We start from the raw sequence: 21,844 nt of genomic DNA, 5'->3' as shown, positions 1-21,844 counted from the left end.
GAATCCTAAGGAAGGTGTTGACTTGTAGATTATGTCCCATTAGATTGGGGGGTGGAGGGAGTGTCTTTGAGAAAGTTACTATCGTTTGTCTTTCTATTGGTGAGCACACAAATTTTCCCTCTGGACTTTCCCAACTTTTCCTTGGGGGAAGAGAATGCCAAGGAAGAATTCAAACGAGGTCTGACCTATAAAAATTTAAGAGAATATTCTGCGGCCAAAGAAAGGTTTCAAAAAGCTGTCAACTTAAAGAAAGATTTCCATTTAGCTCGATTAGAACTTGCCAACAACTACTACCTGTTAGGCGAATGGGAAGAAGCCCTTGATGAACTAGAAATTCTTGCTTCCAAAGCAAAAAATGACCTTCTCATAATAAATAAAATTGAAGCCCTTCGTCTTGCCATTGCTGGCGGAGTCACTGATAAGGAGAAAGTTTATTTCAAAACGATTGAAGGTGATTCCATTCGTGGTTATAGATTTCGTAATCCTGTAGACATTACTTTTGATGAAGATGGGAACTTCTATGTAGCCGGTTTTGATACTTCCAATATCATTAAATTTAATGCAGCAGGTACTCCTATTTCTAATTGGCGAGGTGGGATCACGAGAAAACTTGATCGCCCTGTTTCATTGGCCTATTATAACCAAAAAATCTATGTTGCCGATTTTGCACGGGATGAAGTATTACTCTTTGATCTTTCCGGAAGTTTTATTTCTTCTTTTGGTGGTTCCGGAAAAGGACAAGGTCAGTTTAGAGGTCCCTCCTCCTTATTTATAGATCCGAATGGAAATCTTTTTGTAGCTGATTCAGGAAATGCAAGAATTCAAAAATTTAATTCTAACGGAAAATTTGTTTTGGAATTTCAAGGCTCGGGAAGTTCCAAACTTGGAAATCCTTCCGGGATTACCTGCCACGACGGTAAAATTTACGTTGTGGATAAAGAGAATCTTCGTGTAGTTATTTTTGATGGTGATGGCAATACTTTAAATACCATTGAAAAACCAGAATGGAAAAAACCAAGAAGCATTCGAATTCTAGACAACCAAATATTTTTAACAGATGAATTAACTGGAATTTGGACCTACTCATTGTTACATGGTGAATGGAAACAACTTAGTAAGTTTCGAGATAAAAAAGGTGTTTATCGAGTTCTATTTAGACCTTTTGCAACTAATATGGATTCCACGGGAAGCCTATATTTTGTTGACTACGGAAAACATCGAATTGATATATTTTCCCAGAAGAACCACCTACTCTCTAACTTAGATTTAAAAATCGAATCCATTGACACATCCGGCTTTCCTGACATCCATATTTATACTCGTGTTCGTAATCGTGCTGGTAAAGAAATCGTAGGTATCGACAGGCTTAGTTTCCGCATTTTTGAAAATGAAAATATGACCCCACTTTTTTCCTTGGCTAACAAAAACAAACTAAATGATAAACTTACAGTGGCTATGGTTTATGAAAATAGTGAAGGCTTGAAAAAAGGAAAACTTGGTTTAGAGGATGGGCTTTTTCCTTTCTTTCGTTCCCTTCGAGATACAGATAAAATTTCCCTCTATCGTGCAGGAAAAGATAGTAGTTTGATTCTACCTGAAACAGTTTCCCTTCGTGACATTCTAGCTAAAATCAGAGACAGTGTACCGGAAGAAAAATTTAATTTTGGAAAAGCCAGTATTACCGCCTTACAAAAACTTTCCCTAGAAACGGGCTCCAAAGCTTTAGTTTATTTAGTTTCATCAGAGGGTAGAGAAGATAGTTTTTTACAATACCAAAAATCACGTATTGTTTCCTTTGCCAAAGCACATTCCATACCTATTTATGTTTTAACAGTAAATCCAAATATTGCATTAGAAGACTCTTGGTCTGATATGACAGGACCAACAAATGGGCGCTACATTGTTCTCGATGGCGAAGGTGAAGAAAGAGAACTATACAAAAAATTCAAATCACATGTAGACTACAGATACATTCTTTCATACAAAACAGATACAAACCCCGAACTCATCAATAGATATATCAAATTAGCCATTGGTGTGGAACATAGAGGAGTAAAAGGTCGAGATGAAGGAGGATATTTTGTTCCAGAGCCTCGTTAAGTCTTTTCGTTCTGTTACTTTAGGAACTGTTTTATTTGTATCAGTGTCTCTCTTAAATGCTGAGACAACTACCTTAGAAGACATTGCTGAGGGAAAACGATACCAATCAGAAAACAATTGCAGAAAGGCCATCCAACTCTACCAATCTGCACTACAAAAAAATCGAAATTCTATCGATGCCAAATTGGGAGTTGCAGATTGTAGTTTTAAACTTGGAGCTTATAGAGAAAGTAAAAAGTTTTATTTAGAAATTTTAGATAGGGAACCAAAACACATTCCTGCTGTCACCGGACTTACTGAGATTTATTTGCTAGATTCTGATTTTCCGACCATAAGTAAGTTAATTGAACCGCTTTTGACAGAATTCCCAAACAATACAGGTCTTCGCATTGCGGAGGCTAAATCTCTGCAAAAACAAGGAAAATTAGATTCAGCTATTTACAAAATAAAAAACCTATCAGCGAAGTTAGCCGAACCTTCAGACTTATTAAGAATGTTAGCAGAACTTTATTTTAGTAAAGAAAATTATAACGAAGCTTTTAATTCCATAGATGCCTATACAAAAAAGGAACCGAACGACCCTGAAGGTTTTGCATTTAAAGCCAAGGTGCTTTTGTATCAAAACTATTTTCATCCTAGCCAATTAAAATCCGTTTTACCTCTTACCGAAGATGCTCTTCAAAATTCACTCAATCTAAATCCCAAAGGAGAACAAGCACGGTTTTATTCAGTATATCATGATATCATTTTAGCAAATTTCAGTTCTGATAAGGATGTAAAAAGAAAAGCATTTCGATCTATTTACGAACTCGCTAGAGAATTTCCGGAAAACCAACTTTACCATAGTTTGGAGGCAAACTTAGCTTGGGAATTGGGAGAAACAAAATTTGCCTCCTACCACTACCGAAGGGCATTACAATTAGATGATTTGGACGAAATTTTGCGATTTGAGGCAGAAGAATACGCCATTGCACAGGAAAAAGAGGAATCCAAACTACGTAGAGAGTTAGGAGACTATAGAAGAGATCGATTTTATTCAGAAAAACATTCTTTATACCACAAAAGTTCCCTATTCCATTTGAAACGTGGAAAAGATTTAAGCCCACAAACACCCGTCATCCGAAGAGAACTATTAGATTTCTATAACCAAACAGGGGAAGCAGTTAAGTATACTAATTTGTTACTCCGTCTTCGTGAAGAAGACCCAAACTCATTCAAATTACAAAATAAATTAGAATTTTCGATCAAAAATCTAAAGGAATCTATTGAATTTAGGGAAGGTTACCTTCAAATTGATCCCAATTCCATCCAAGAAAACACAGTCCGTTATAGTCCTGAAGTATATGTATTTGATATGGAATCTAGTTTGCCTTTTCCTTACCATTTACAAGCGGGAAGACTTTTGTCGGAAGCATTTCGTTACAATCTAAAACAAATACAAGCAGTACGTGTTGTTGATGGCGATGAGTTCAAAGAAATTCGAGGGCTCCTGAAAGAAGTCAATTTTCATCCTTTTTCACAAACATTACCATTTGCAATTGACAACCTACATTTTTTGGATTCCAAACGAAGAAATGCAACTAAGATCCGCTATGTGGTTCATGGAAAATACCAAATTAAAGATGGAGATATTCGTTTGGATGTTTCTGTCTACGATAGAGATAGTTTAAGAGATATTGCTACTTGGTCAACGAATCAAAAAGGAAGAGATAGCCTACCAACCATCATTCATCGAATTTCCGAACGAATCAAAGATTTACTCCCCAAAGAAGGGAAAATTTTAAAAGTTAAAAAAGATGAAGTGATCGTCTCTCTTGGAAAAGACGACGGATTACAAAAAAATTCAAAATTAGAATTCAAGAGAAAGGGTAAACCTTTATTTCAAGGTGAGATCACAGAACTCGGCAAATCCATTTCATCTGTGAAGCCAAATGTTCGTGGATGGGAAAAGGAATTGGCAACAGGAGACAATGTCACTCTTCCCATGGACTCTCGTAAAGAGAAGAAAGATAAGTAAGAAGATCCTCTGATATTCTTACTTCTTTATCCTCTGTAAGATTTTGAATCTCTAGTTGGCATATAGTTCCCTTTAAATAGAGGGAGCTCACACCTTCCCTTTGAAAACAAAGATGTAAAATCGGACGTAACCGGAAAAAATCTTTAGCTTCTAAATATATAGGTTCTTCACTAAACAGATAATTGGCGGTAATTCTATGGATATAAGGGCGTAGAGTTTTCTCCCATTCCAAATCAATGTTAGGAAAAAAATAAAATTTTCCTGATTCAAATCGTAATTCACCTAAAGAAAGAATTGTTTCTGCCTTTTCCTGTTTCCAACGAATATAACCAAAATCAGTAGGTGTTTTATCGGCAAATCCAACGAGCACATTGCCCATTCCTTTTAGATTTCGTTCTAAATCCAAAACCAAAATCTGAGGCCTTCCTAATTTCTTTGATTCCTCTTCCAATCTTTGGATGGTCTCTTTAGAAATGGTTAGTTTTTGTTTCTTCTTTCTAAAGGGATTCCAAACCATATTCAATTCTTAGCCGGTAATCTAGATCCATAATCAATCAATTGACGATTGTATTCAGTTTGCATTAGCGGTGAAGAAATTAGAAAATCGGCACTGGAACGATTACAGGCCATAGGAATATTATACAATACAGCGATACGAAGTAATGCTTTGACATCGGGATCATGAGGTTGTGCAGAAAGTGGATCCCAGAAAAAAACCATAAAATCGATTCCATCTTCCACAATTTTGGATCCAATTTGTTGGTCCCCGCCCAGTGGTCCTGAGATGAATCGAAACACAGGCAGTCCAATTTGTTCATGAATTAGTTTTCCTGTGGTTCCGGTTGCAGATAAATGATGTTTACTTAAGGTTCCTTTATTATATTTTACCCAGTCGAGAAGATCATCCTTTCTGTTATCATGAGCAATGAGGACGATCTTTTTAGTGATCTCCATTTTTCTTTGAATTAGTACCATAGATTGATAGTTCTTGCCAATATCTAGGATTCAAGGAAAGTTTCCCTGTAAATGAAATTTCCCATCCTATTTTTCTGGATTTCTTTGATTTTCCTTAGTTCTTTGTCACTTAGCTCCAAAGACACAAAACAGGTATCCTCCACAGAAAATCGGGTAGAATCCATCCTACCCACCACACCAGAATCAGGCTCTCCTTGGGGGGATAGTTCAGAGAGATTGGAAACAATGCCAATCCTCAATTTAATCGATGAAAAAAATTCGCAGAAACGATGGCAAGATTCAAACAAAGAATACTCAGCTGCCATTGACCACTTTGAGTTAGCAAGAAAGACCATTGAAAAACGAAAAGAAGAATCAAAAAAAGAAATCTATTATGAAGATCGTTATGAATGGCAAAAACAAATCAGGAAAGAAAACAAAGAAAAAGAATTTCAAAAACAACTCTTTGATTTAAGATCACAAACGGTTGGTAGGCTTGTAAAAGCAATGAACCTTCTCGAAAAAATTGAGAATCCGAAAGTTAAGGAAAGCACTCCTTATTTAGATTTGAAATCAGGAATCTTTAGAGAATACATCAAACACCAAGAGGCTTTTAAAAATTATCTTCAAGTCATTGATTTTGCTGAAAAGTACATTGATCTATCTTCTAAAAATGAAGCAGAAGCAGAACCACATAGACTTCTCGCATTATCTTATGAAAAAATGGAACAAACTGCAATCCGTTCCAAAAACCAAGAACTTTATTATGAGTTTAAAGAACTAAAGAAAAAACATTTATTGCGGTTTGCTGAAATTCACTATGGTCGCGATTCCAAAGAATACGCGAGCATAGAGGAAAAGGTAGGAAAAGACTTCTAACTTAAACCCAGTTTCTTTTTTAAGGACCGGTTTTCTTCCACTAGTTCCTTAATTTCTTGTTCTGTGTATTCAAATAGCCTATCTTGTGCTCTTAAAATTTTATCTAAGTTCATCTCTTCAATTCGCGAATAATTTAATACTTGTTCTGTTGCTTTTTGTAATTCCAGAGCTTGTTTTAATTCTTTTTCGCGCAGTTCATCCAATTGTTGACTTGCCTTCACTCTCTCATGAAGTTCAATCAACTCTTGATTTTTCATATCATTTACTTTTTCTAATGCAGTGTTGATGCCTGCTTGGGAACGTTTCACCAATTCTTCATATTGTAAAATAGAACGTAAGGCTTCATTTTCTTTCTTAGATTCTTCGTATTCTTGGTGTGCTAAAGAAAACACTCCTTCAAAAAAACCTACGTTTTCTAAACATGAGTTTCCGATATCTAAGGCCGCTGCTTTATAAGATTCCGATTGAATGGTTCTATCCAAAATCATACGAAGTTCTCTGACATGCAGAGGATTTTCCAAAACCAAATATTTGGGATGGGACTGTACGATTTCTTGAATGGCTTCGACCCCGTCAGGGGAAGAAACCAAAATCAAGGATACAAAAGGACTCGCTTCAAAAGTAGAGACAATCATTGGTTGAATTTGTTTCCACTCTGCAAGTGAGACTTGTACGAACAATATATGAATGTCACTAGGAGTGATCGAAATTCGATCAAGCTCACTCAAGTCCATTTGGTTGACTTGGATCTTGATTTTTGAATGTTTCCAGAGCTCTACCGGAAAAGGTCGCCCTTTAGAAAGATTCCAAATATAAGATGTTTTCAAACCAGATCTCCTGTATTTTCAACTGATTCTATTGGACTGTAGCGAGAGGAATTTTCTAGCAAATTTTATCTCATTTGTCTTTTCGGAACCGATTTTTTATCAATTCAATTTGGTCTTCGACTCGATCTCGAAACCGGAAATAAAATCCAATCCGACTCCGTATGGATTCAGGCAATTTAGCATCAGTGCGTGAAATCATAATGTATATCGATAGGGTGGCAATCACAATATTTGCTGACCAAGGCCCTACCCAGTCGGGTACATTCTCTTTATAAGAAATTCCGGAACCAAAGATAAAAAAAGTATAATAGATGAGTAAAAATACAACAGCAAGTGTAAAACTCATCCCTTTTCCCGATCGTTTTACAACAAGACCAAGGGGAAAGGATAAAAAGAAAAAAATCTGGCAGGACAATGGAGTGGCAAACCGTTTGTGGATTTCTACATTAAACCCCGTGAGTGTTTTTTTAGATTCATTTAGAAGTTCTGAAAGTTGGGTGAAGAGTGCAAATTTCTGAGCCATGTCCTCTTGGTTTCCCGAACTTGCTCCCATCAGCAGTTCATACTTAAACTGCTCCACCATTTGTTTCAAACCACCAACACCTTTAATGGAAAGCCCATATTCTTTTAAGATTTCTAATCCTGGAATTTTCTCCAGTCCTTCCGATTCAATGGCATTTCGAATTTCAATGAGCATCGGCAAAGAAAAAGTGTCGGGTTTGACATTGATACTTAAAGTCTTTGTTTCTTTCTTTGCTGGAGTGTTATAGTCCATCTCTCCGTCCATAAAGTTTGTAATTCCTATGGCACTTGTTTCCGGATCCCATTCAATCACATAACCCTTCCGCAGACGCACAGACTTTTCATACTCACCGTTTAAATTCTTTTTCTCAACGAGATAACCTTCTTTCGCATTGATAATCTGTAACATCCGAGATCCCCCCATGGGAACCGCAAGGTTATTTACCATAATAAAATCAGTTCCATCAGCAGAAATAGCCCATTCCCGAATTTGGACGTTACTTAAGTTCCCATCTGCATCGATTCCACCGGAATACATAGTCCTTCCCTTTTCAGAAAAAAAGTCCTGGGTTTTATCTCCGGAAAAGTGTCCTGGTTGGATGGCGAGTAACGGATTATAAGTGGCAATCCAGTTATCAAAATCTTTCATCTTACGGGTGTTTTCTGGCCCTAGATAAAAATTCAAATACCCAACAATCAAAGTCATTAAAAAACCAAATACAAGAAAGTTGGAGTAGATATAAGGAAAAGAAACCCCGGAAGCTCGCATTGCTGTGATCTCGGAATCACCTGACAAACGTCCGGCGGCCATAATTCCGGACATAAGACAGGCCATAGGAATAGTCATGGGAAGAGTATTTCCGAAAACATAACCCATATAGTCCAGAAGTCGAAAGAAATCGACCCCCTTTCCCACAAAAAGGCCAATCATCTTTTGAATGGCAACAGCCATATAAATCATAGTGAAAAATGATAATGCTACAAGGAAGGGACTTAAGATCTCCTTTAGAATATAGATCCTAAGAATCGAAGGTTTGAAACGTTTCCACTTTCCTAAACGATCCGTATCCACCATAAATCCAGGTGGTAAGTCATCTTTGGAGAAGACCCGAACGGTTCGTAAATCGACTGGTTTAGCCAACGAGTTTTCCTTTTAGAGTAGCACTTGTTGCCGACTCCACTTTCACCGTAACTGTTTTTCCGATCCAATCAACAGGATCCTTTGACTGATCTTCCGGAATTGGAAATACAATCATACGTCCGCAGTGCGAACGACCACATAACTCAAGTTTTGATTTTTTTGAAGTGTTTTCTATTAACACCGAAAATTCATAACCAATTTTGGATTGGTTTTTTTCGTGCGAAATTTTTGTTTGTAGTTCGACCAGTTCAATCAGTCGTTTACTTTTGATTTCCTCGGGAACATCATCAATAAACTTTCGTTTGGCGATTGTCCCTTCTCGTTCCGAATATTTAAACATATAGGACATATCAAATTTAACTTTTTTAACAACTTCTAATGTTTCCTGAAACTCTTCTTCTGTTTCGCCAGGAAATCCAACAATGATATCAGAAGTAATCCCTATATCAGGGATTCGGCTTTGGATACTAGCCACTAGGTCTAAATATTCTTCTTTGGTATAACTTCGTTTCATATCCCTTAGGACTTTTGAACTTCCTGCTTGGAGAGGCATATGAATTTGAGAAGAGAAACGAGGTTCCTTTGCCATAAGAGAAATCAGATGGTCAGGAAAATCTTTGGGATGAGGACTTGTAAACCGAACCCGTTCCACTGTAGTTTCCGCAAGTATCTTTTCCACTAAAGCACAGAAGTCTGTTTCTTCAAATGAATAACTATTTACATTCTGACCAAGTAGTGTAACTTGTTTGACACCCATTGCTTCCAGTTGGAGGATTTCAGTCACAATAGAACCAGGTTCTCGACTTCGTTCCCTTCCTCTCGTATAAGGCACCACACAAAAGGTACAAAAATTATTACAACCACGCATAATGGTAACAAAGGCTTGGATTCCATTGACCACTTTGGGTTCCAATTCATCATAAGTTTCCGTTCGAGAAAGGCGCGTTAGTTGAACATCACGTTCCCCTCCTCGGATTTTTTGAATGAGTTCAGGTAACGTTCTGTAGTTGTCTGGTCCGACAATTAGGTCTAAAGGAAGTTCCTGGTGGAACAAATCTTCTCCTAAATTCTGCGCCATACACCCAAGGACGCCAATCACTAAATTGGGATTTTTTTTCTTTAAATATCCTAGTGATTGTAACCTACCATAAATCTTGGCATGTGCATTTTCTCTGACAGCGCAAGTATTAAGAAAAATGATATCACTCTCTTCGATGGATTCTGCCGATTCATAGTTCTCTTTTCGAAACAGTTCCTTGACGATCCCTGAATCGTATTCGTTCATTTGGCATCCATAGGTCTCCACATAGACCTTTCCCAATTGGATGGGGGTTTCTGTGTTTGGATTTTCAGTCAAGGTTGGGTTCATAATGATATGTTTTTCCAGAAAATTTCCTTGTAAAGCAAAGAAGATAGGGACTAAACAGACTATATGGCTCGTACAAAACGGGAAACATTCTACGCAATCTTAGGGGTGACTAAGGAATCCACTCCAGAGACAATCGAGGCCATATACCTCAAAGAATTAGAGTTTTGGGAGAGATTACAGGCAGCCGGAGTTTTAGAAGCAAAAGACAAAATCCTCGAACTAACACGGGCATATTTGACTTTGGTTGATCCTCAAAAGCGAAAAGATTACGATTCCCAGTTGGACTTTGAATTTGTCCTTTTGGACGGAAAAGCCAAAGATCCGGAAATGGAAGAAGCCTATGATGTTTACCGATTGGGGCATCAAAAAACCTACCAAGAGGTCATCAGTGAATTCACTAGGTTCCGGGAAGAAATGAGTGATACCCTTTGGATCCTAAAAAAAACCACCATTTATATGGTTCTCAACCTTCTATTGTATTCAGGTCTAGTTCTCGTTCATTCCCTTTGGAATGAAACCTCGGAAACGGAAAAAACCATATCCGAATCCGCCTCTAGTTGGGGTTCTGGAATCTTTCTCTTCTTAAGTGGACTCGGTTATCTATTTTTTCGTTTCCGTTTTCTAAAAATAGAATTAGAAAAACGGAAGGAAAGAAGAAACTAACGAACGCTATTTGGAAATAAAATAGGCAAAAGATTGGGAAAACAAGCCCCGCTCAAATGCAGAGAATCCACAAAATCCTTACATACCCATCGTGGGTCTACATTCGGATCGATCACAATGAATCTGGAATTCTTAGTCTTTTGAGCTTCTGTCACAGCTTTTCCAATTTCTAAATTAAAACTATCAAGGAGTCCATCAGTGGACATCCTTCTACGAAGTGCATCGGAAACTGCAGGGAAATAGATAATCACAGGAATTCCAGTTCCTTCTAATAAACGAAGCATCTTTTTAAAGAAAAAGATTTGAGTTGGTGCCAGCGATTGGCCTCTAAGATATTGATTGTACATCGCTTCCGCATCTCTTTCCAAAAAGACATCCATATTCGCAAACTTGATTTCATTTGGTAAAGCTCCGAATTTAACTCGGTTTACCATTTTGATTTTATCAATATAATTGCGTTTGTGATCTTTCCCTGTAATTCCCACAGACATACCAGGAAAAAAACCTACTTCAATCTCTTTATTGTTAGCTTTGATTGCAGTCGGATCTAAAGGATATTTATATAAGGCAAATAACTTTTTTAAAAGATAAATTTCTACTTCATCGGTAGAAAACCCTTTGGCGTCCACAGCCCAAGGATCCTTAGATTTAGTCCTATAAAAATCAAGTTGATTTAAAACATACGCAATGTCATAGGATCCATTGAGTGAATAATCTATCGCTGCTTGCGAAAACAAAAGCGGATCTACTTCAATTAACACATAACGAAGAGGGAGTTTAGCTGCAAATGTTCGTTCAAGCCAATAAGCTTGAAAACTCGGTGGACCAAATGGTGCCGCAAAATTAAAGGAGTTTGTATTTGGAAAAAATGATTCTAACATTTCAGAATCAAATTCTCCTGAACGAGAACTTCCTAAAATCAAACCGATTTCTTTGGAAGGATTCTTCTTATGTTCTTCAAGCATAACAAGAAAAAGATCTTCCTTTAACTCATAAAACTTTCTTTCGATCTTTTTCCAACTATATGTGTTTTCCACAATGATGGGTAAAAAGAAAATTTTATCCAAAATAAAAAGACTAAGTGCCAATAAAATAGGATAGAGGACTACAGGAAATTTAAATTGATATTTCATATTAAAATTGGAAATAGATAAATTCCGTTCCTCCCGGAGCAAGATAACCTAACAATATTGTAACCGCTAATGAAAAGATTAAAAGAAAACTTATGGAAGTCTTTGTTGACCAACTTTCTCTTGGAAAACTCGGTTTGGTTTGTAAATAGTTTAGTAAAAAGGTAAGGATCAAACTATAAAGAATGAGTTCTAGTTTATTTGTCCTTTCTCCCGCAGCACCAGAAAACGCTCTTTTATACATGGTCAAAGCATTATTTACGCTGGGAGCATTAAAAAATGGAATGGTGAAAACAAAAAAACCAAATGCATAAAGAACACCTAAATATTTTTTCCATTTTGGAGGTTTGAGTGTTTTATCTGGTTTTCTGATAACTTCAATTTTTCTTTCGATACTAAGCATAAGGCCATGTAAAAATCCCCAGATGATAAAAGTAAAATTTGCACCATGCCAAAAACCTGCAAGAGTAAAAGTGACAATTAAATTTAAATAACCTCGATATTCAGATACCCTTGATCCACCTAACGGGAAATAAATATAATCTTTGATCCAAGTGGCAAGGGTCATATGCCATCGAGTCCATAACTCTCGAACAGAAGCAGATAAATAAGGAGCATGGAAATTTTCCGGGAGATTGATTCCTAAAAGTTTCCCGAGTCCACGTGCTAAATCTGTATAACCGCTGAAATCACAAAACACTCGGGCCGCATATCCGAACCAGGCAATGAAGTTAGTAACTCCATCATACGAATCTGGGTTTTGAAAGATTGGTTCGATTACCGGAGAAAGGTTATCAGCAAGGACTACTTTTTTAAAAAGACCAAGAAAAACTAAGTAATAACCTTCAAAGAGTTGTTCTTTTTTTGCATTCCAAACTTCTAATTGGTAAAAAAATTCTCCATGTCGAACAATGGGGCCGGCAACCAGTTGAGGAAAGAAAAAGATAAAAAGTGCAAATTGAAAAAAGTTAGGATTTTCTTCTGCATTACCACGTTTAATATCAATTGTATAAGCTACCATCTGGAATGTATAAAAACTAATCGCAAGTGGAAGAGTAATGGAAGAAACACCAAATTGAGAATTTAAGAAACTTTGGACTGATTCAGGAGCGAAGTAAATACTTCCTGTGAGTTGAAAGAGATGGCCCCACAAAAAATAAAAATACTTAAAAAGAAAAAGATTTCCGAAGTTCACAAAAAGAGAAACTGGAAACCAGAAGGTGGATTTATTTTTTAGGATTTGTTTATTAAAAAAATGATTTAATAGAACAATTGTTAGGAAGTGAAATGCAAACGGGATAGACCAAGCAGCATAAAACCCAAACGAAGCCAAAAATAGGAATCCCAGTCGTAATCTTCCACGAAAAATCCAATGGAAACAATATACGACAAGGAAGAACAAAAGAAAACTAAGGGATGTAAATTTCATTCTAAGATTTCACCAATTTACGAGATCATGTATCTCCATCAACCTGAATCACTAATCCTTTTAAGTATTCTCCTTCCGGATGGAAAACAGAATATCCATGGTCAGGGCTCTGGGTTAGATGGTGTAAAATTCTAACCCTTTTTTTGGCATCCTTTGCCGCCCCGAAAACAATTTTTTTAAACAAATCAAAAGAAATATGTTGGGAGCAGGAAAAGGTAAAAATAAGCCCACCTGTTTGAATTTTTTTCATTGCTCGCATATTGATGTCCTTATAACCCCGACTGGCTTGATTCACAGTAGCAATGCTCTTTGTAAATGCAGGTGGGTCTAGAATAATCAAATCATAGAAGTCAGAATCCATAGTTTTTAAATAGTCAAAACTATCTAAAACCAAACTTTTATGCCGATCGAAGTTTTCAGGAGAGCCGAGTCCATTTAATACCAAATTTCTTTCGCAGAGTTCTATTGCCTGCTTAGAAATATCCAAACTATGTACGGTCTTCGCACCAGCTAATAATGCATAAACGGAAAATGCTCCCGAATAAGCAAAGGTATTAAGAACTGTCTTTCCTTTTGAGTACCGAGAGACTAAGGCACGATTGTCTCTCTGGTCGAGGAAAAAACCTGTTTTTTGTCCTTTTGTAATATCAGCAATGAATTGAACTCCGTGTTCGGTAAAACTGGGTTCGGTTTGGTTTCCTTTATGGAAGAACGAATCTCCACCTGATTTCTCTTCCGGTTTTTCACCCTTTTCGAAAATGGTTTCAAACCCTTTTTCTGAAAGAAAGTTTACTAACCAATTTCGTAATTTGATAGCACCTGGGGTTTTAAGTTGCATAACAGCCGTTCGGTGATAACAATCAACAATGATTCCAGGAACAGAATCGCCTTCTGAATGAAAGAGTCGAAATCCCGTAGTGTCTATCGGAAGTAATTTTTGTTTGGATTCATAAATTAGATTCCATTTGGAAATCCAATAAGATTCTAGATCCCCCGACTCTGCTGCATCAAAAGAGAACAAACGAATGCGAATTTGACTTTTTGAATCATAATGACCCCAAGCAAGGAATTCGCCAGACGACGATTCGACTCGGACAATATCTCCAGAAACAAGGCCCGATTCTCCCGAAGCAATGGCTCCGGAAAAAATCCACGGATGAAAATTTAATACAGCTTTTTCTTTAGTCTTTTTTAATCGAATGACCATTTTACATCCATTTGGAAAGGTAACAGAGTTAAGAACGTAAGGGTTCGTCTATATATGATAAAAATCGTACTCATTTTTCTTGTCTTTTCTTTTTCCCTACTCCACGCACAAACCTTACCAGATTCCACTACAGAATCTCCCTCCCAAGAACTTGTATCTCTTGATACAAAGAAAAACGATCCTTCCTCTTTTTGGTATATGACAGAAGAAGAACTGAGTGATTCTGAAATTCAATCGATCACAGAATCCAATTTTTTCAATAGGAAATGGGTTCGGGTTTCTATTCCAGGCAACCTATACAAGGAAAAGGAAAAACACAAAAAAAAACAAACAATCTTTCTAGCTAAATGGATTCAAGTTCCAAAAGATTTTTCTACACAATACAGCTTTAGATTGGGGATTATCAATGATCGAGATAGAACCTATCTCAATGGACATTTGATTGGAAACACAGGTGTTTGGAATGCAAGTGATCCCCAAGCCTATGACAAACTCAGAATTTATAACATTCCATCTCATACCATTCAATACGGAAAAAAAAACTTACTTCTGATCCAAATCCAACCTTACTTCGGATCTTCTGGTGGTATCGAACAAGATGAAACCATATTTGGACCTTCGGATAAAATTCATTCTAGATTTTATAAAGATGAATTTATTAAACTAATTTTTCTTACCGTTTATTCCACTGTAGGAGGATATTTCTTATTTCTCTTCATTCGAAGACAAAAGGATCGTGAGAACTTTTTCTTTGCCTTATTTTCCTTCTCTTTTGTAATTTATAACTTTTTAAGAAACCAACTCAAATACGAATTTGGATTTCCTTTTTTGGAAATGAAGAAGGTTGAGTATATGGTCATTTTACTTCTCATACCATTTATGTATCACTTTCTTCGTACATTATTTGAGCATCGTTATAATATTTTCGGAAAAATTTTAGACGGATTACAATTAGCTTTTTTTCTTTACTTTCTTTTCTTTCGTAATATTGAAACCTTTAGTTTTTTACTTACAAATTTTGCTCAACCTACCTGGCTTGTTTATGTAGTACTTATTTTTTCTATTTTATTTAAAAACTTAAGAAAAAAAGAACGAAGAGCTGTCTACATCACCATTGGAATTACGATTGTACTTATCGCAGCCCTCATTGACTCAGCGACTAACAGAAATTACTGGGTTTTTCCTCGTATTATGGGATATACGTTTCTGGTATTCAATATTTCCCTTGCGATCATTTTAGCAAATTCATTTGTCAAACTAAATGAAGAAGTGGAAGACTTAAATAAAAACTTAGAAAAAAAAGTAGAAGAAAGAACTGACGCCTTAAACGAATCGTTAAACCAACTACAGATCTTAAAGGAAAAACAGGATGGCGATTACTTTTTAACTTCACTTCTCATCCAACCGCTGGCGCGAATCGAAAACAAAATCCATGAACTTCAAATAGAAACCTATTTAGACCAAAAGAAAAAATTCCAATTTAGAGGAAAAGACGGAGAGATTGGAGGAGATATCTGCATTGTAGGAACTGTTCATTTGGATTCAGGTAACTATACTGTTTTTGCCAACGGAGACGCTATGGGGAAATCCATTCAAGGGGCTGGCGGTGCTCTCGTTTTAGGAGTTGTGTTTCAAGCCGTCCTCTCCCGGGCTAAATCCAGTTATACCAAGTCAAGGCCTCCCGAACTTTGGCTAAAAGATCTGTATGTCGAACTACAATCGGTATTTGTTAGCTTTGATGGATCCATGTTATCTAGTGTAGTCCTTGGTATGATGGCAAAGGATGGTTTTGTATATTATATCAACGCAGAACATCCTTGGAGTATTCTTTATAGAGACGGGGTGGCTTCTTTTATTGAAACAGAACTCTCTATGCGGAAATTAGGATTTCCCAAAAATGATCATTACTTTCAAATTAAAACCTTTGCTTTAGAAGTCGGTGATATTTTACTCATTGGTTCTGATGGGAGAGATGATATTGAACTGAGTAAGGGAGATGAATCCGTTCGTTTGATCAACGAAGATGAAACATTAATTTTACGATTTGTAGAACGTTCCGAAGGAAACTTAAAAAAACTTGTCCATGAAATTAAATCGAGCGGTGAAATTACGGATGATCTTTCCTTTTTAAAAATAATTTACCAGCCGGACAACCAACGGATGTCTTTACCGGAAGAAATTAAAAACAATTATTTAGAAATCAAAGAAATTACAAAAAATGGAAACCATTCAGACGCATTGGAAAAACTACTTCCTCTGATGGAAAACTATCCTCATCATTCTTTTTTTACTCTTGCAGGAAAGTTAGAATACCAATTAAAAAATTGGCAAAACGCCGGAAATTATTTCAAACTAGCTGCGAAAGAAAATCCAAATAGCGAAGACATTCTCTATATGGCAGCAAAAGCTTTATATAAAAATGGTCAAATTGCTGAAGCTGTAATCTGGTGTGAAAGATTGTTTTTACGAAACAAACTCCATCAGCAGAATACAAAGTTATTTTTGTATCTGCTTGATAGAACAAACAACATAGACAAAAAAGAATTTTATTTAGAATTCGTTAAACACGGACAAAGTATAGGATAACTAGAATACCTAGTAAAATTCTATAAATTCCGAAAGAGATAAAACTCCTACGACGGATAAATGCCATAAACAAACGGATGATAAAGTAACAAATGATAAATGATACGATACTTCCAAAAAAAAGAAGACCGATGGTTTCTGAATTCAAAATGGATCGGTGTTTGTATAACTTATAAATACCGGCTAAGGTTAAAACCGGAATCGCTAGAAAAAATGAAAATTCTGCAGAATCCTTTTTAGAAACACCAAGAATTCTCGCAGTAATGATGGTGGCGGCTGATCTAGAAACACCGGGAATGAGTGCAAAACATTGAAATAAACCAACAAGAATTGATTCTTTAATCCCAATTGTTTTTCCTTCACTTTCATCGTATTGTCTCATTTCCACAAAAACCATAATGAGTCCACCAACGAACCAGGAAAGGCCAAGGATGAGAAGTAAATCCGGACGCATTTTAATTTGATCCAAACTGTTTTTAAAAACAAATCCAAGGACGAGGATTGGAAGGATTCCTAAAATCAAATTACGATAAAAGGAAAAACCCGACTTGTCTTCTGATTTCTTTATAAGAAATAAAGCCGTTGTTTTTGTATGTTTCCATAAAACTTGGAAATACAATACAACAACTGAAAGGATTGCCCCTGTTTGGATAAAAATATCGAACAAATCCTCAAATGCTTCATGATCGATTTTAAGGTTTTGAAAGGGGAAAAAATAACTGAAAAGAAATAGATGTCCAGTTGAGGATACGGGAAGGAATTCCGTGGCAGCTTCGATGATGCCACGGAGAAACGCATTTAAAGTATTGTCCATTCCGACTTATTTTTGTGGGTTGGCTGGTTCTTCCACTTTTTTCTTTGGTGCAAGGTATGCATCCAAGTCAAATTTATCGTTTCGTTTAATGGTTACTTCTTCTTTGATTCTTTCTACTACTAAAGGAAGTTGTTCTCTAGTTTGGAGTTGTTTGATCTGCGCCTTTGCAAAAGTAAGACATTTATCAATAGTTAGGTTTGCAATATTTCGATCCAATCCTCTGAGTCTTTCGCACTCAGCTTTCGCTTGTTCGTCAGTGATTTGGATTTTTTTCTCTACTTGTTCAGAAACATACATTTGAGCAATGGTTTGCATTTCTACTTGTTTGATTACTTCTGCTACATCTGGGCGAGAGATATAACCGTTTTTCTCCGCCACAAGGCGAGTCATAATCATTTGACGGTAAGTTTGGTAGAAATTTTTCTTTTGTAACTGGTAGTTTAGATCTTGGAAGTTTTGTGGAACTTCATTGATATCTTTTTCAATGAACTCAAGAAGAGTCTTTTTTTCGATATTCTGTAATCGGCTGATAGAATCAAGAGCGGTGTCATAAGCCGCTTCAAAGTCTTTTACGGTAATTTTATGGTTATCCAAAGTTTCAATGACTGGGGAGGAGTCCGAACACTGAACGAGGAAAAGGGATGCCAAAAAAACAAACAAAGGAAGGATTTTAGTCATATTATTTAAGTGCCTGAAAGGATTTGTGATGATGGTTTCGCCAATTCCCGCAATGTCTATCCTTTTTTGGCCAAAGGTGCTACATTCTAATGCCTAAAAATTAAGCGGCTAAGAATTCCAAAAGGGAAAGCAATTTCTTGATTTTTTGCAAATCTTCCCGTTCAGGAATCGTATAACGTAATACAGATGGTTCTTGAGGAGAAATGAGAAGTCCTTTAAATTTAGCTATTGCTTGGATCACTCGGTCAGGATTTCCGCGAAAATAGGTTCCACATTTAAACAAAATCTCTTCTGGTTTTTCCGTCACAAATTCAAAACCTAAATTGGAAGCCAGAGTACGGATCTTTTCTAATTCCACAAAAGTTTTGGCAATTTGCGGCAATTCACCAAACCTATCCTCCATTTCCAATGACAATTCCTCAATTTCATCCAGATTCGCGGAACCTTCAAATCGTTTGTAAAATTCAATTTTCTGTTTTGTATCTGGAATATAATCGTCTGGTAAATAGAAGTTTGTTTTTAAGTTCACAGCAGTACGAACTTCTACTCGCACCTCTTCCCCTTTGATTCGAGATATGGCTTCTTCTAACATCTTCACATAAAGATCAAACCCAACTTCCATAATATCGCCCGATTGTTCTTTTCCGAGCAAATTTCCAGCTCCGCGAATTTCTAAGTCTCGCATAGCAACCTTGAAACCTGAACCTAACTCTTGATATTCGAAAATGGTATTTAACCTCTTTTCAGCAAGTTCCGTCATCAATTTCTTTGAAGGATAGAACATATAGGCATAGGCTTTTCTGTCAGAACGGCCCACACGACCTCGAATTTGGTAGAGTTGAGAAAGTCCAAACATATCAGCTCGTTTGACAATAAGGGTATTAACATTTGGCATGTCGATACCCGATTCTATAATCGTAGTAGTTACTAAAATATCATATTTACGCTCATAAAAATCAACAAGCGTTTCCTCTATCTCATCTTCAGTCAATTGGCCATGTAAAATTCCAACAGATATCTCGGGTACCAAAGACCGAATGTAAGCTGCTTCCTCTTCAATGGACTCTACTCGATTGTACAAATAAAAAACCTGACCACCTCTTTCAATCTCCTTCCGAATGGCTTCTTGAATGAGAGTGTCATCTTCTTCTAACACATACGTTTCTACACTTTGTCTATTTTTAGGAGCCGTAGAAATGATAGACAATTCACGAATTCCAGTCAGTGCCATATGTAAAGTCCGCGGGATAGGTGTTGCTGTCAGAGTCAAAACATCCACAAGGTTTTTAAATTTCTTAATAGCTTCTTTGTGAGTGACACCAAACTTTTGTTCCTCGTCAATGATAAGGAGACCAAGATTTTTTGGTTTCACTTTAGAAGACAAAATGGCATGAGTTCCAATAAGCATATCAATCTTACCTTCAGAAAAATTCTTTAGATCTTCTTTGATTTCCGAAGCAGAACGAAATCTTGATACAAAGGCAATTTTTACCGGATAGTTTTCATATCTAGATTTAAAAGTATTAAAATGTTGTAAGGAAAGTATGGTAGTCGGAGTGAGAAGCATCACTTGTTTTCCGGCCATGATCACCTTAAAAGCAGCACGAATCGCAACTTCCGTTTTTCCATAACCCACATCCCCACAGACCAAACGGTCCATAGGCCTTGCCGATTCTAAATCTTGTTTTACCGATTCTATGGCAGAAATTTGGTCAGGAGTTTCTTCGAATTCAAAAGCAGCTTCGAATTCTTCTTGCCAAATCGTATCTGGAGGAAAGGCAAATCCATTTAATTTCATCCGATTAGAATAAAGTAAAACTAGTTCTTCGGCAAGTTTATCAACAGATTCCTGGACCCTGTCTTTGGCCTTCTTCCAAGAATTTTTACCAAGGGTGTCGAGTTTTGGAGAATCGGTTCCCCCAATATATTTTTGAACTAGAGAAATCTGATCGAGGGGAACAAATAAACTATCTCCACCGGCATATTCTAATTTTAGAAAGTCTCTTTCTTTTCCGTCTGCTTTGGTTCTTTCAATTTTAACAAATCGGCCCACACCATGATTGACATGAACTACATAATCGCCTTCTTTCAAATCAATGAAAGACTCGATCATTTGAGAGGCTTGTTTTTTATAACGTGTTTTACGTTTGTATTGGCGACCAAATAAGTCGTTGTCTGTAAATATATATACATGCTCTTCTAAAGCATGAAAACCTCGTTTGAGATCCGATATCACAAGATGGATTCCGGGTTTTACATTCTGAAAAGGAATGGGAAGTGGATCTTCCGAATCAGAATGAACTGTTTCAAGTTCATCTTCGGCAAAAAGACCTTTCAGCCGCATCATCTGCGCGGAAAAAGAAGAGGTGATAAAAATTTTATTTTCTGAGTCTTCGTTTAGAAGTTCTAAAAAATATTCTTTTGCTTCCCTAATTTTTCCTCGAAATCCTCGCACCTCTGTGATTGGTTCATACGAATAATTTTTTTGGTTGTCCGGTAAAAGTGAAAAACGAATTCCAGGAGTCTCCTCAGAAGTGAGTGTTTCCCATTCCTCATCAAAGGATAGTAGTTCTTCCGGTTTTAAACAAAAAGCCTCTTCCTTTTTTTTCTCAAAGAGAGTATTGTATTCTCTCTCCATTCCATAGGAGCGTTCCTTGGTATCAAAAAATCTAGGAAAAATAAGGGTTGGTTTTTTGGGAAAGAACTTTAAAAAACCTTCATGTTTACGAACGAGAGGCAAATGTTCTTCAATGACCTCTAACTCAGAATCAATCGGAAGTCGTTTTTCTTTGTTGAGTTCCAATATTTCTTGATATTTTGTTTTTTCATCACGACTAACAATTGTTTCGTTAGCAGCTGTAATGATAATTTCTTTAATTTTAGCAATGGATTTTTGGGTATTAGGATCGAAGGTTCTGATTTCATCCACTGTATCACCAAAAAAATCGATCCGAACTGGATTTGTCAAATAAGGTGTATAAATATCTAGGATTCCACCTTTCAAACTAAAGTGACCAAATTGTTCACACACCTCTTCCCGATGATAACCTAAATGGACTAATTCGGATAATAACTTTTCTAAAGGAAAGTCCTTTCCTAACTGTAAAGAAATGGATTTTCCTTTAAGACTTTCTTTAATAGGAAGTTTTCGTAATAATGCTGAAACAGACGTAACCACCAAACAACGATTTCCCGATAAAATTCTATTGATGGTAAGAATTCGATCCCTCTTCCATTCCATTTGCCATTTTGTATATTCATAAGGAATATTTTCAGGACCCGGAAAATAGAAAACCTCATCCTGTGGTAAAAAACTTAGTAGTTCGCGAGAAAAACTTTCCGCGTCTTGATTTGTAGGAAGGATAACAAGAAAAGTAGAATCAGCACTCAGTGTCTCGTACAAAGATCCAGTTACGTAAGAATGGGCCGATTCTGGGATTCCACTCAGATTGACTAAAGATGACTTGGAATCAGTGGATACTTGTTTAGGACTAAATTTACGGTCTTCGATTTCTTTGGACATGAATG

General features: G+C 36.6%; 16 protein-coding genes. 5 read left to right on the top strand and 11 right to left on the bottom strand.

Going from position 1 to position 21,844, the window contains the following annotated elements:
• The first annotated feature begins 66 nt into the window (after positions 1–66).
• On the top strand, positions 67–2,100 hold the full coding sequence (locus tag EHQ49_RS13780) for a 6-bladed beta-propeller (protein ID WP_135580242.1): 2,034 nt from the start codon (positions 67–69) through the stop codon (positions 2,098–2,100).
• Positions 2,081–4,117: a tetratricopeptide repeat protein gene (locus EHQ49_RS13775; protein ID WP_244241488.1), complete on the top strand. Its 2,037-nt coding sequence runs from the start codon at positions 2,081–2,083 to the stop codon at positions 4,115–4,117. The genes EHQ49_RS13780 and EHQ49_RS13775 overlap by 20 nt, the downstream gene beginning before the upstream one ends.
• On the opposite strand, the gene EHQ49_RS13770 is transcribed toward EHQ49_RS13775, so the two are convergent.
• Positions 4,074–4,634, bottom strand: a complete 561-nt coding sequence (locus tag EHQ49_RS13770; RefSeq protein ID WP_135580240.1) for a hypothetical protein — start codon at positions 4,632–4,634, stop codon at positions 4,074–4,076. The genes EHQ49_RS13775 and EHQ49_RS13770 overlap by 44 nt on opposite strands.
• 2 nt (positions 4,635–4,636) lie before the next feature.
• Positions 4,637–5,092: a methylglyoxal synthase gene (locus EHQ49_RS13765; protein ID WP_208732225.1), complete on the bottom strand. Its 456-nt coding sequence runs from the start codon at positions 5,090–5,092 to the stop codon at positions 4,637–4,639.
• Between the two features lie 51 nt (positions 5,093–5,143).
• Here EHQ49_RS13765 and EHQ49_RS13760 point away from each other — a divergent pair, with 51 nt between their 5' ends.
• Positions 5,144–5,950, top strand: coding sequence for an FcpA-related putative periplasmic flagellar protein (locus tag EHQ49_RS13760; protein ID WP_135580239.1), 807 nt, complete (start codon positions 5,144–5,146; stop codon positions 5,948–5,950).
• Here EHQ49_RS13760 and EHQ49_RS13755 read toward each other — a convergent pair.
• The 3 genes from EHQ49_RS13755 to miaB form a co-directional block, all read right to left on the bottom strand.
• Positions 5,947–6,777 (bottom strand): hypothetical protein, encoded by an 831-nt coding sequence (locus EHQ49_RS13755; RefSeq protein WP_135580238.1) that lies wholly within the window; start codon positions 6,775–6,777, stop codon positions 5,947–5,949. The two genes, EHQ49_RS13760 and EHQ49_RS13755, sit on opposite strands and share 4 nt — an antisense overlap.
• 70 nt (positions 6,778–6,847) lie before the next feature.
• Positions 6,848–8,440, bottom strand: coding sequence for an LptF/LptG family permease (locus EHQ49_RS13750; RefSeq protein ID WP_135580237.1), 1,593 nt, complete (start codon positions 8,438–8,440; stop codon positions 6,848–6,850).
• A complete protein-coding gene (gene miaB / locus EHQ49_RS13745) occupies positions 8,433–9,809 on the bottom strand; it encodes a tRNA (N6-isopentenyl adenosine(37)-C2)-methylthiotransferase MiaB (RefSeq protein ID WP_135580236.1) in 1,377 nt (458 codons plus the stop codon). Before miaB ends, EHQ49_RS13750 begins: the two co-directional genes overlap by 8 nt.
• 63 nt (positions 9,810–9,872) lie before the next feature.
• On the opposite strand from miaB, the gene EHQ49_RS13740 reads away from it, so the two are divergent.
• Positions 9,873–10,472, top strand: coding sequence for a J domain-containing protein (locus EHQ49_RS13740; protein ID WP_135580235.1), 600 nt, complete (start codon positions 9,873–9,875; stop codon positions 10,470–10,472).
• Here the strand turns inward: EHQ49_RS13740 and EHQ49_RS13735 are convergent.
• Genes EHQ49_RS13735 through EHQ49_RS13725 form a run of 3 tightly spaced genes read right to left on the bottom strand, consistent with a single transcriptional unit; the run spans position 10,469 to position 14,238 of the window.
• Positions 10,469–11,605, bottom strand: coding sequence for a DUF1574 domain-containing protein (locus tag EHQ49_RS13735; RefSeq protein ID WP_135580234.1), 1,137 nt, complete (start codon positions 11,603–11,605; stop codon positions 10,469–10,471). The two genes, EHQ49_RS13740 and EHQ49_RS13735, sit on opposite strands and share 4 nt — an antisense overlap.
• Position 11,606: 1 nt before the next feature.
• Positions 11,607–13,031, bottom strand: coding sequence for an MBOAT family O-acyltransferase (locus EHQ49_RS13730; RefSeq protein ID WP_135580233.1), 1,425 nt, complete (start codon positions 13,029–13,031; stop codon positions 11,607–11,609).
• A 25-nt stretch (positions 13,032–13,056) separates the two neighbouring features.
• Complete coding sequence (locus EHQ49_RS13725; RefSeq protein WP_135580232.1) at positions 13,057–14,238, bottom strand: class I SAM-dependent rRNA methyltransferase; 1,182 nt, start codon at positions 14,236–14,238, stop codon at positions 13,057–13,059.
• Positions 14,239–14,292: 54 nt separating this feature from the next.
• Here EHQ49_RS13725 and EHQ49_RS13720 point away from each other — a divergent pair, with 54 nt between their 5' ends.
• Complete coding sequence (locus tag EHQ49_RS13720) at positions 14,293–16,824, top strand: SpoIIE family protein phosphatase (RefSeq protein ID WP_135580231.1); 2,532 nt, start codon at positions 14,293–14,295, stop codon at positions 16,822–16,824.
• Here the strand turns inward: EHQ49_RS13720 and EHQ49_RS13715 are convergent.
• From EHQ49_RS13715 to mfd, 3 genes are all read right to left on the bottom strand, one after another.
• A complete protein-coding gene (locus EHQ49_RS13715; RefSeq protein ID WP_135580230.1) occupies positions 16,799–17,638 on the bottom strand; it encodes an undecaprenyl-diphosphate phosphatase in 840 nt (279 codons plus the stop codon). The two genes, EHQ49_RS13720 and EHQ49_RS13715, sit on opposite strands and share 26 nt — an antisense overlap.
• Positions 17,639–17,644: 6 nt before the next feature.
• Positions 17,645–18,316, bottom strand: a complete 672-nt coding sequence (locus EHQ49_RS13710) for a lipoprotein LipL31 (RefSeq protein ID WP_135580229.1) — start codon at positions 18,314–18,316, stop codon at positions 17,645–17,647.
• Positions 18,317–18,416: 100 nt separating this feature from the next.
• Complete coding sequence (gene mfd, locus EHQ49_RS13705) at positions 18,417–21,839, bottom strand: transcription-repair coupling factor (RefSeq protein WP_135580228.1); 3,423 nt, start codon at positions 21,837–21,839, stop codon at positions 18,417–18,419.
• Between the last annotated feature and the right edge of the window lie 5 nt (positions 21,840–21,844).

The sequence above is a fragment of the Leptospira perdikensis genome (assembly GCF_004769575.1).
GTDB lineage: Bacteria > Spirochaetota > Leptospiria > Leptospirales > Leptospiraceae > Leptospira_A > Leptospira_A perdikensis.
The sequence above is the reverse complement of the archived record's forward strand: the minus strand, read 5'-3'. Positions and strand labels throughout refer to the sequence as shown.

Excerpts from the sequence above, each read along its gene's own strand:
- EHQ49_RS13770 (WP_135580240.1), bottom strand. The coding sequence starts at position 4,634 with ATGGTTTGGAATCCCTTTAGAAAGAAGAAACAAAAACTAACCATTTCT.
- EHQ49_RS13765 (WP_208732225.1), bottom strand. The coding sequence starts at position 5,092 with ATGGTACTAATTCAAAGAAAAATGGAGATCACTAAAAAGATCGTCCTC.
- EHQ49_RS13760 (WP_135580239.1), top strand. The coding sequence starts at position 5,144 with ATGAAATTTCCCATCCTATTTTTCTGGATTTCTTTGATTTTCCTTAGT.
- miaB (WP_135580236.1), bottom strand. The coding sequence starts at position 9,809 with ATGAACCCAACCTTGACTGAAAATCCAAACACAGAAACCCCCATCCAA.
- EHQ49_RS13740 (WP_135580235.1), top strand. The coding sequence starts at position 9,873 with ATGGCTCGTACAAAACGGGAAACATTCTACGCAATCTTAGGGGTGACT.
- EHQ49_RS13735 (WP_135580234.1), bottom strand. The coding sequence starts at position 11,605 with ATGAAATATCAATTTAAATTTCCTGTAGTCCTCTATCCTATTTTATTG.
- EHQ49_RS13730 (WP_135580233.1), bottom strand. The coding sequence starts at position 13,031 with ATGAAATTTACATCCCTTAGTTTTCTTTTGTTCTTCCTTGTCGTATAT.
- EHQ49_RS13725 (WP_135580232.1), bottom strand. The coding sequence starts at position 14,238 with ATGGTCATTCGATTAAAAAAGACTAAAGAAAAAGCTGTATTAAATTTT.
- EHQ49_RS13720 (WP_135580231.1), top strand. The coding sequence starts at position 14,293 with ATGATAAAAATCGTACTCATTTTTCTTGTCTTTTCTTTTTCCCTACTC.
- EHQ49_RS13715 (WP_135580230.1), bottom strand. The coding sequence starts at position 17,638 with ATGGACAATACTTTAAATGCGTTTCTCCGTGGCATCATCGAAGCTGCC.
- EHQ49_RS13710 (WP_135580229.1), bottom strand. The coding sequence starts at position 18,316 with ATGACTAAAATCCTTCCTTTGTTTGTTTTTTTGGCATCCCTTTTCCTC.
- mfd (WP_135580228.1), bottom strand. The coding sequence starts at position 21,839 with ATGTCCAAAGAAATCGAAGACCGTAAATTTAGTCCTAAACAAGTATCC.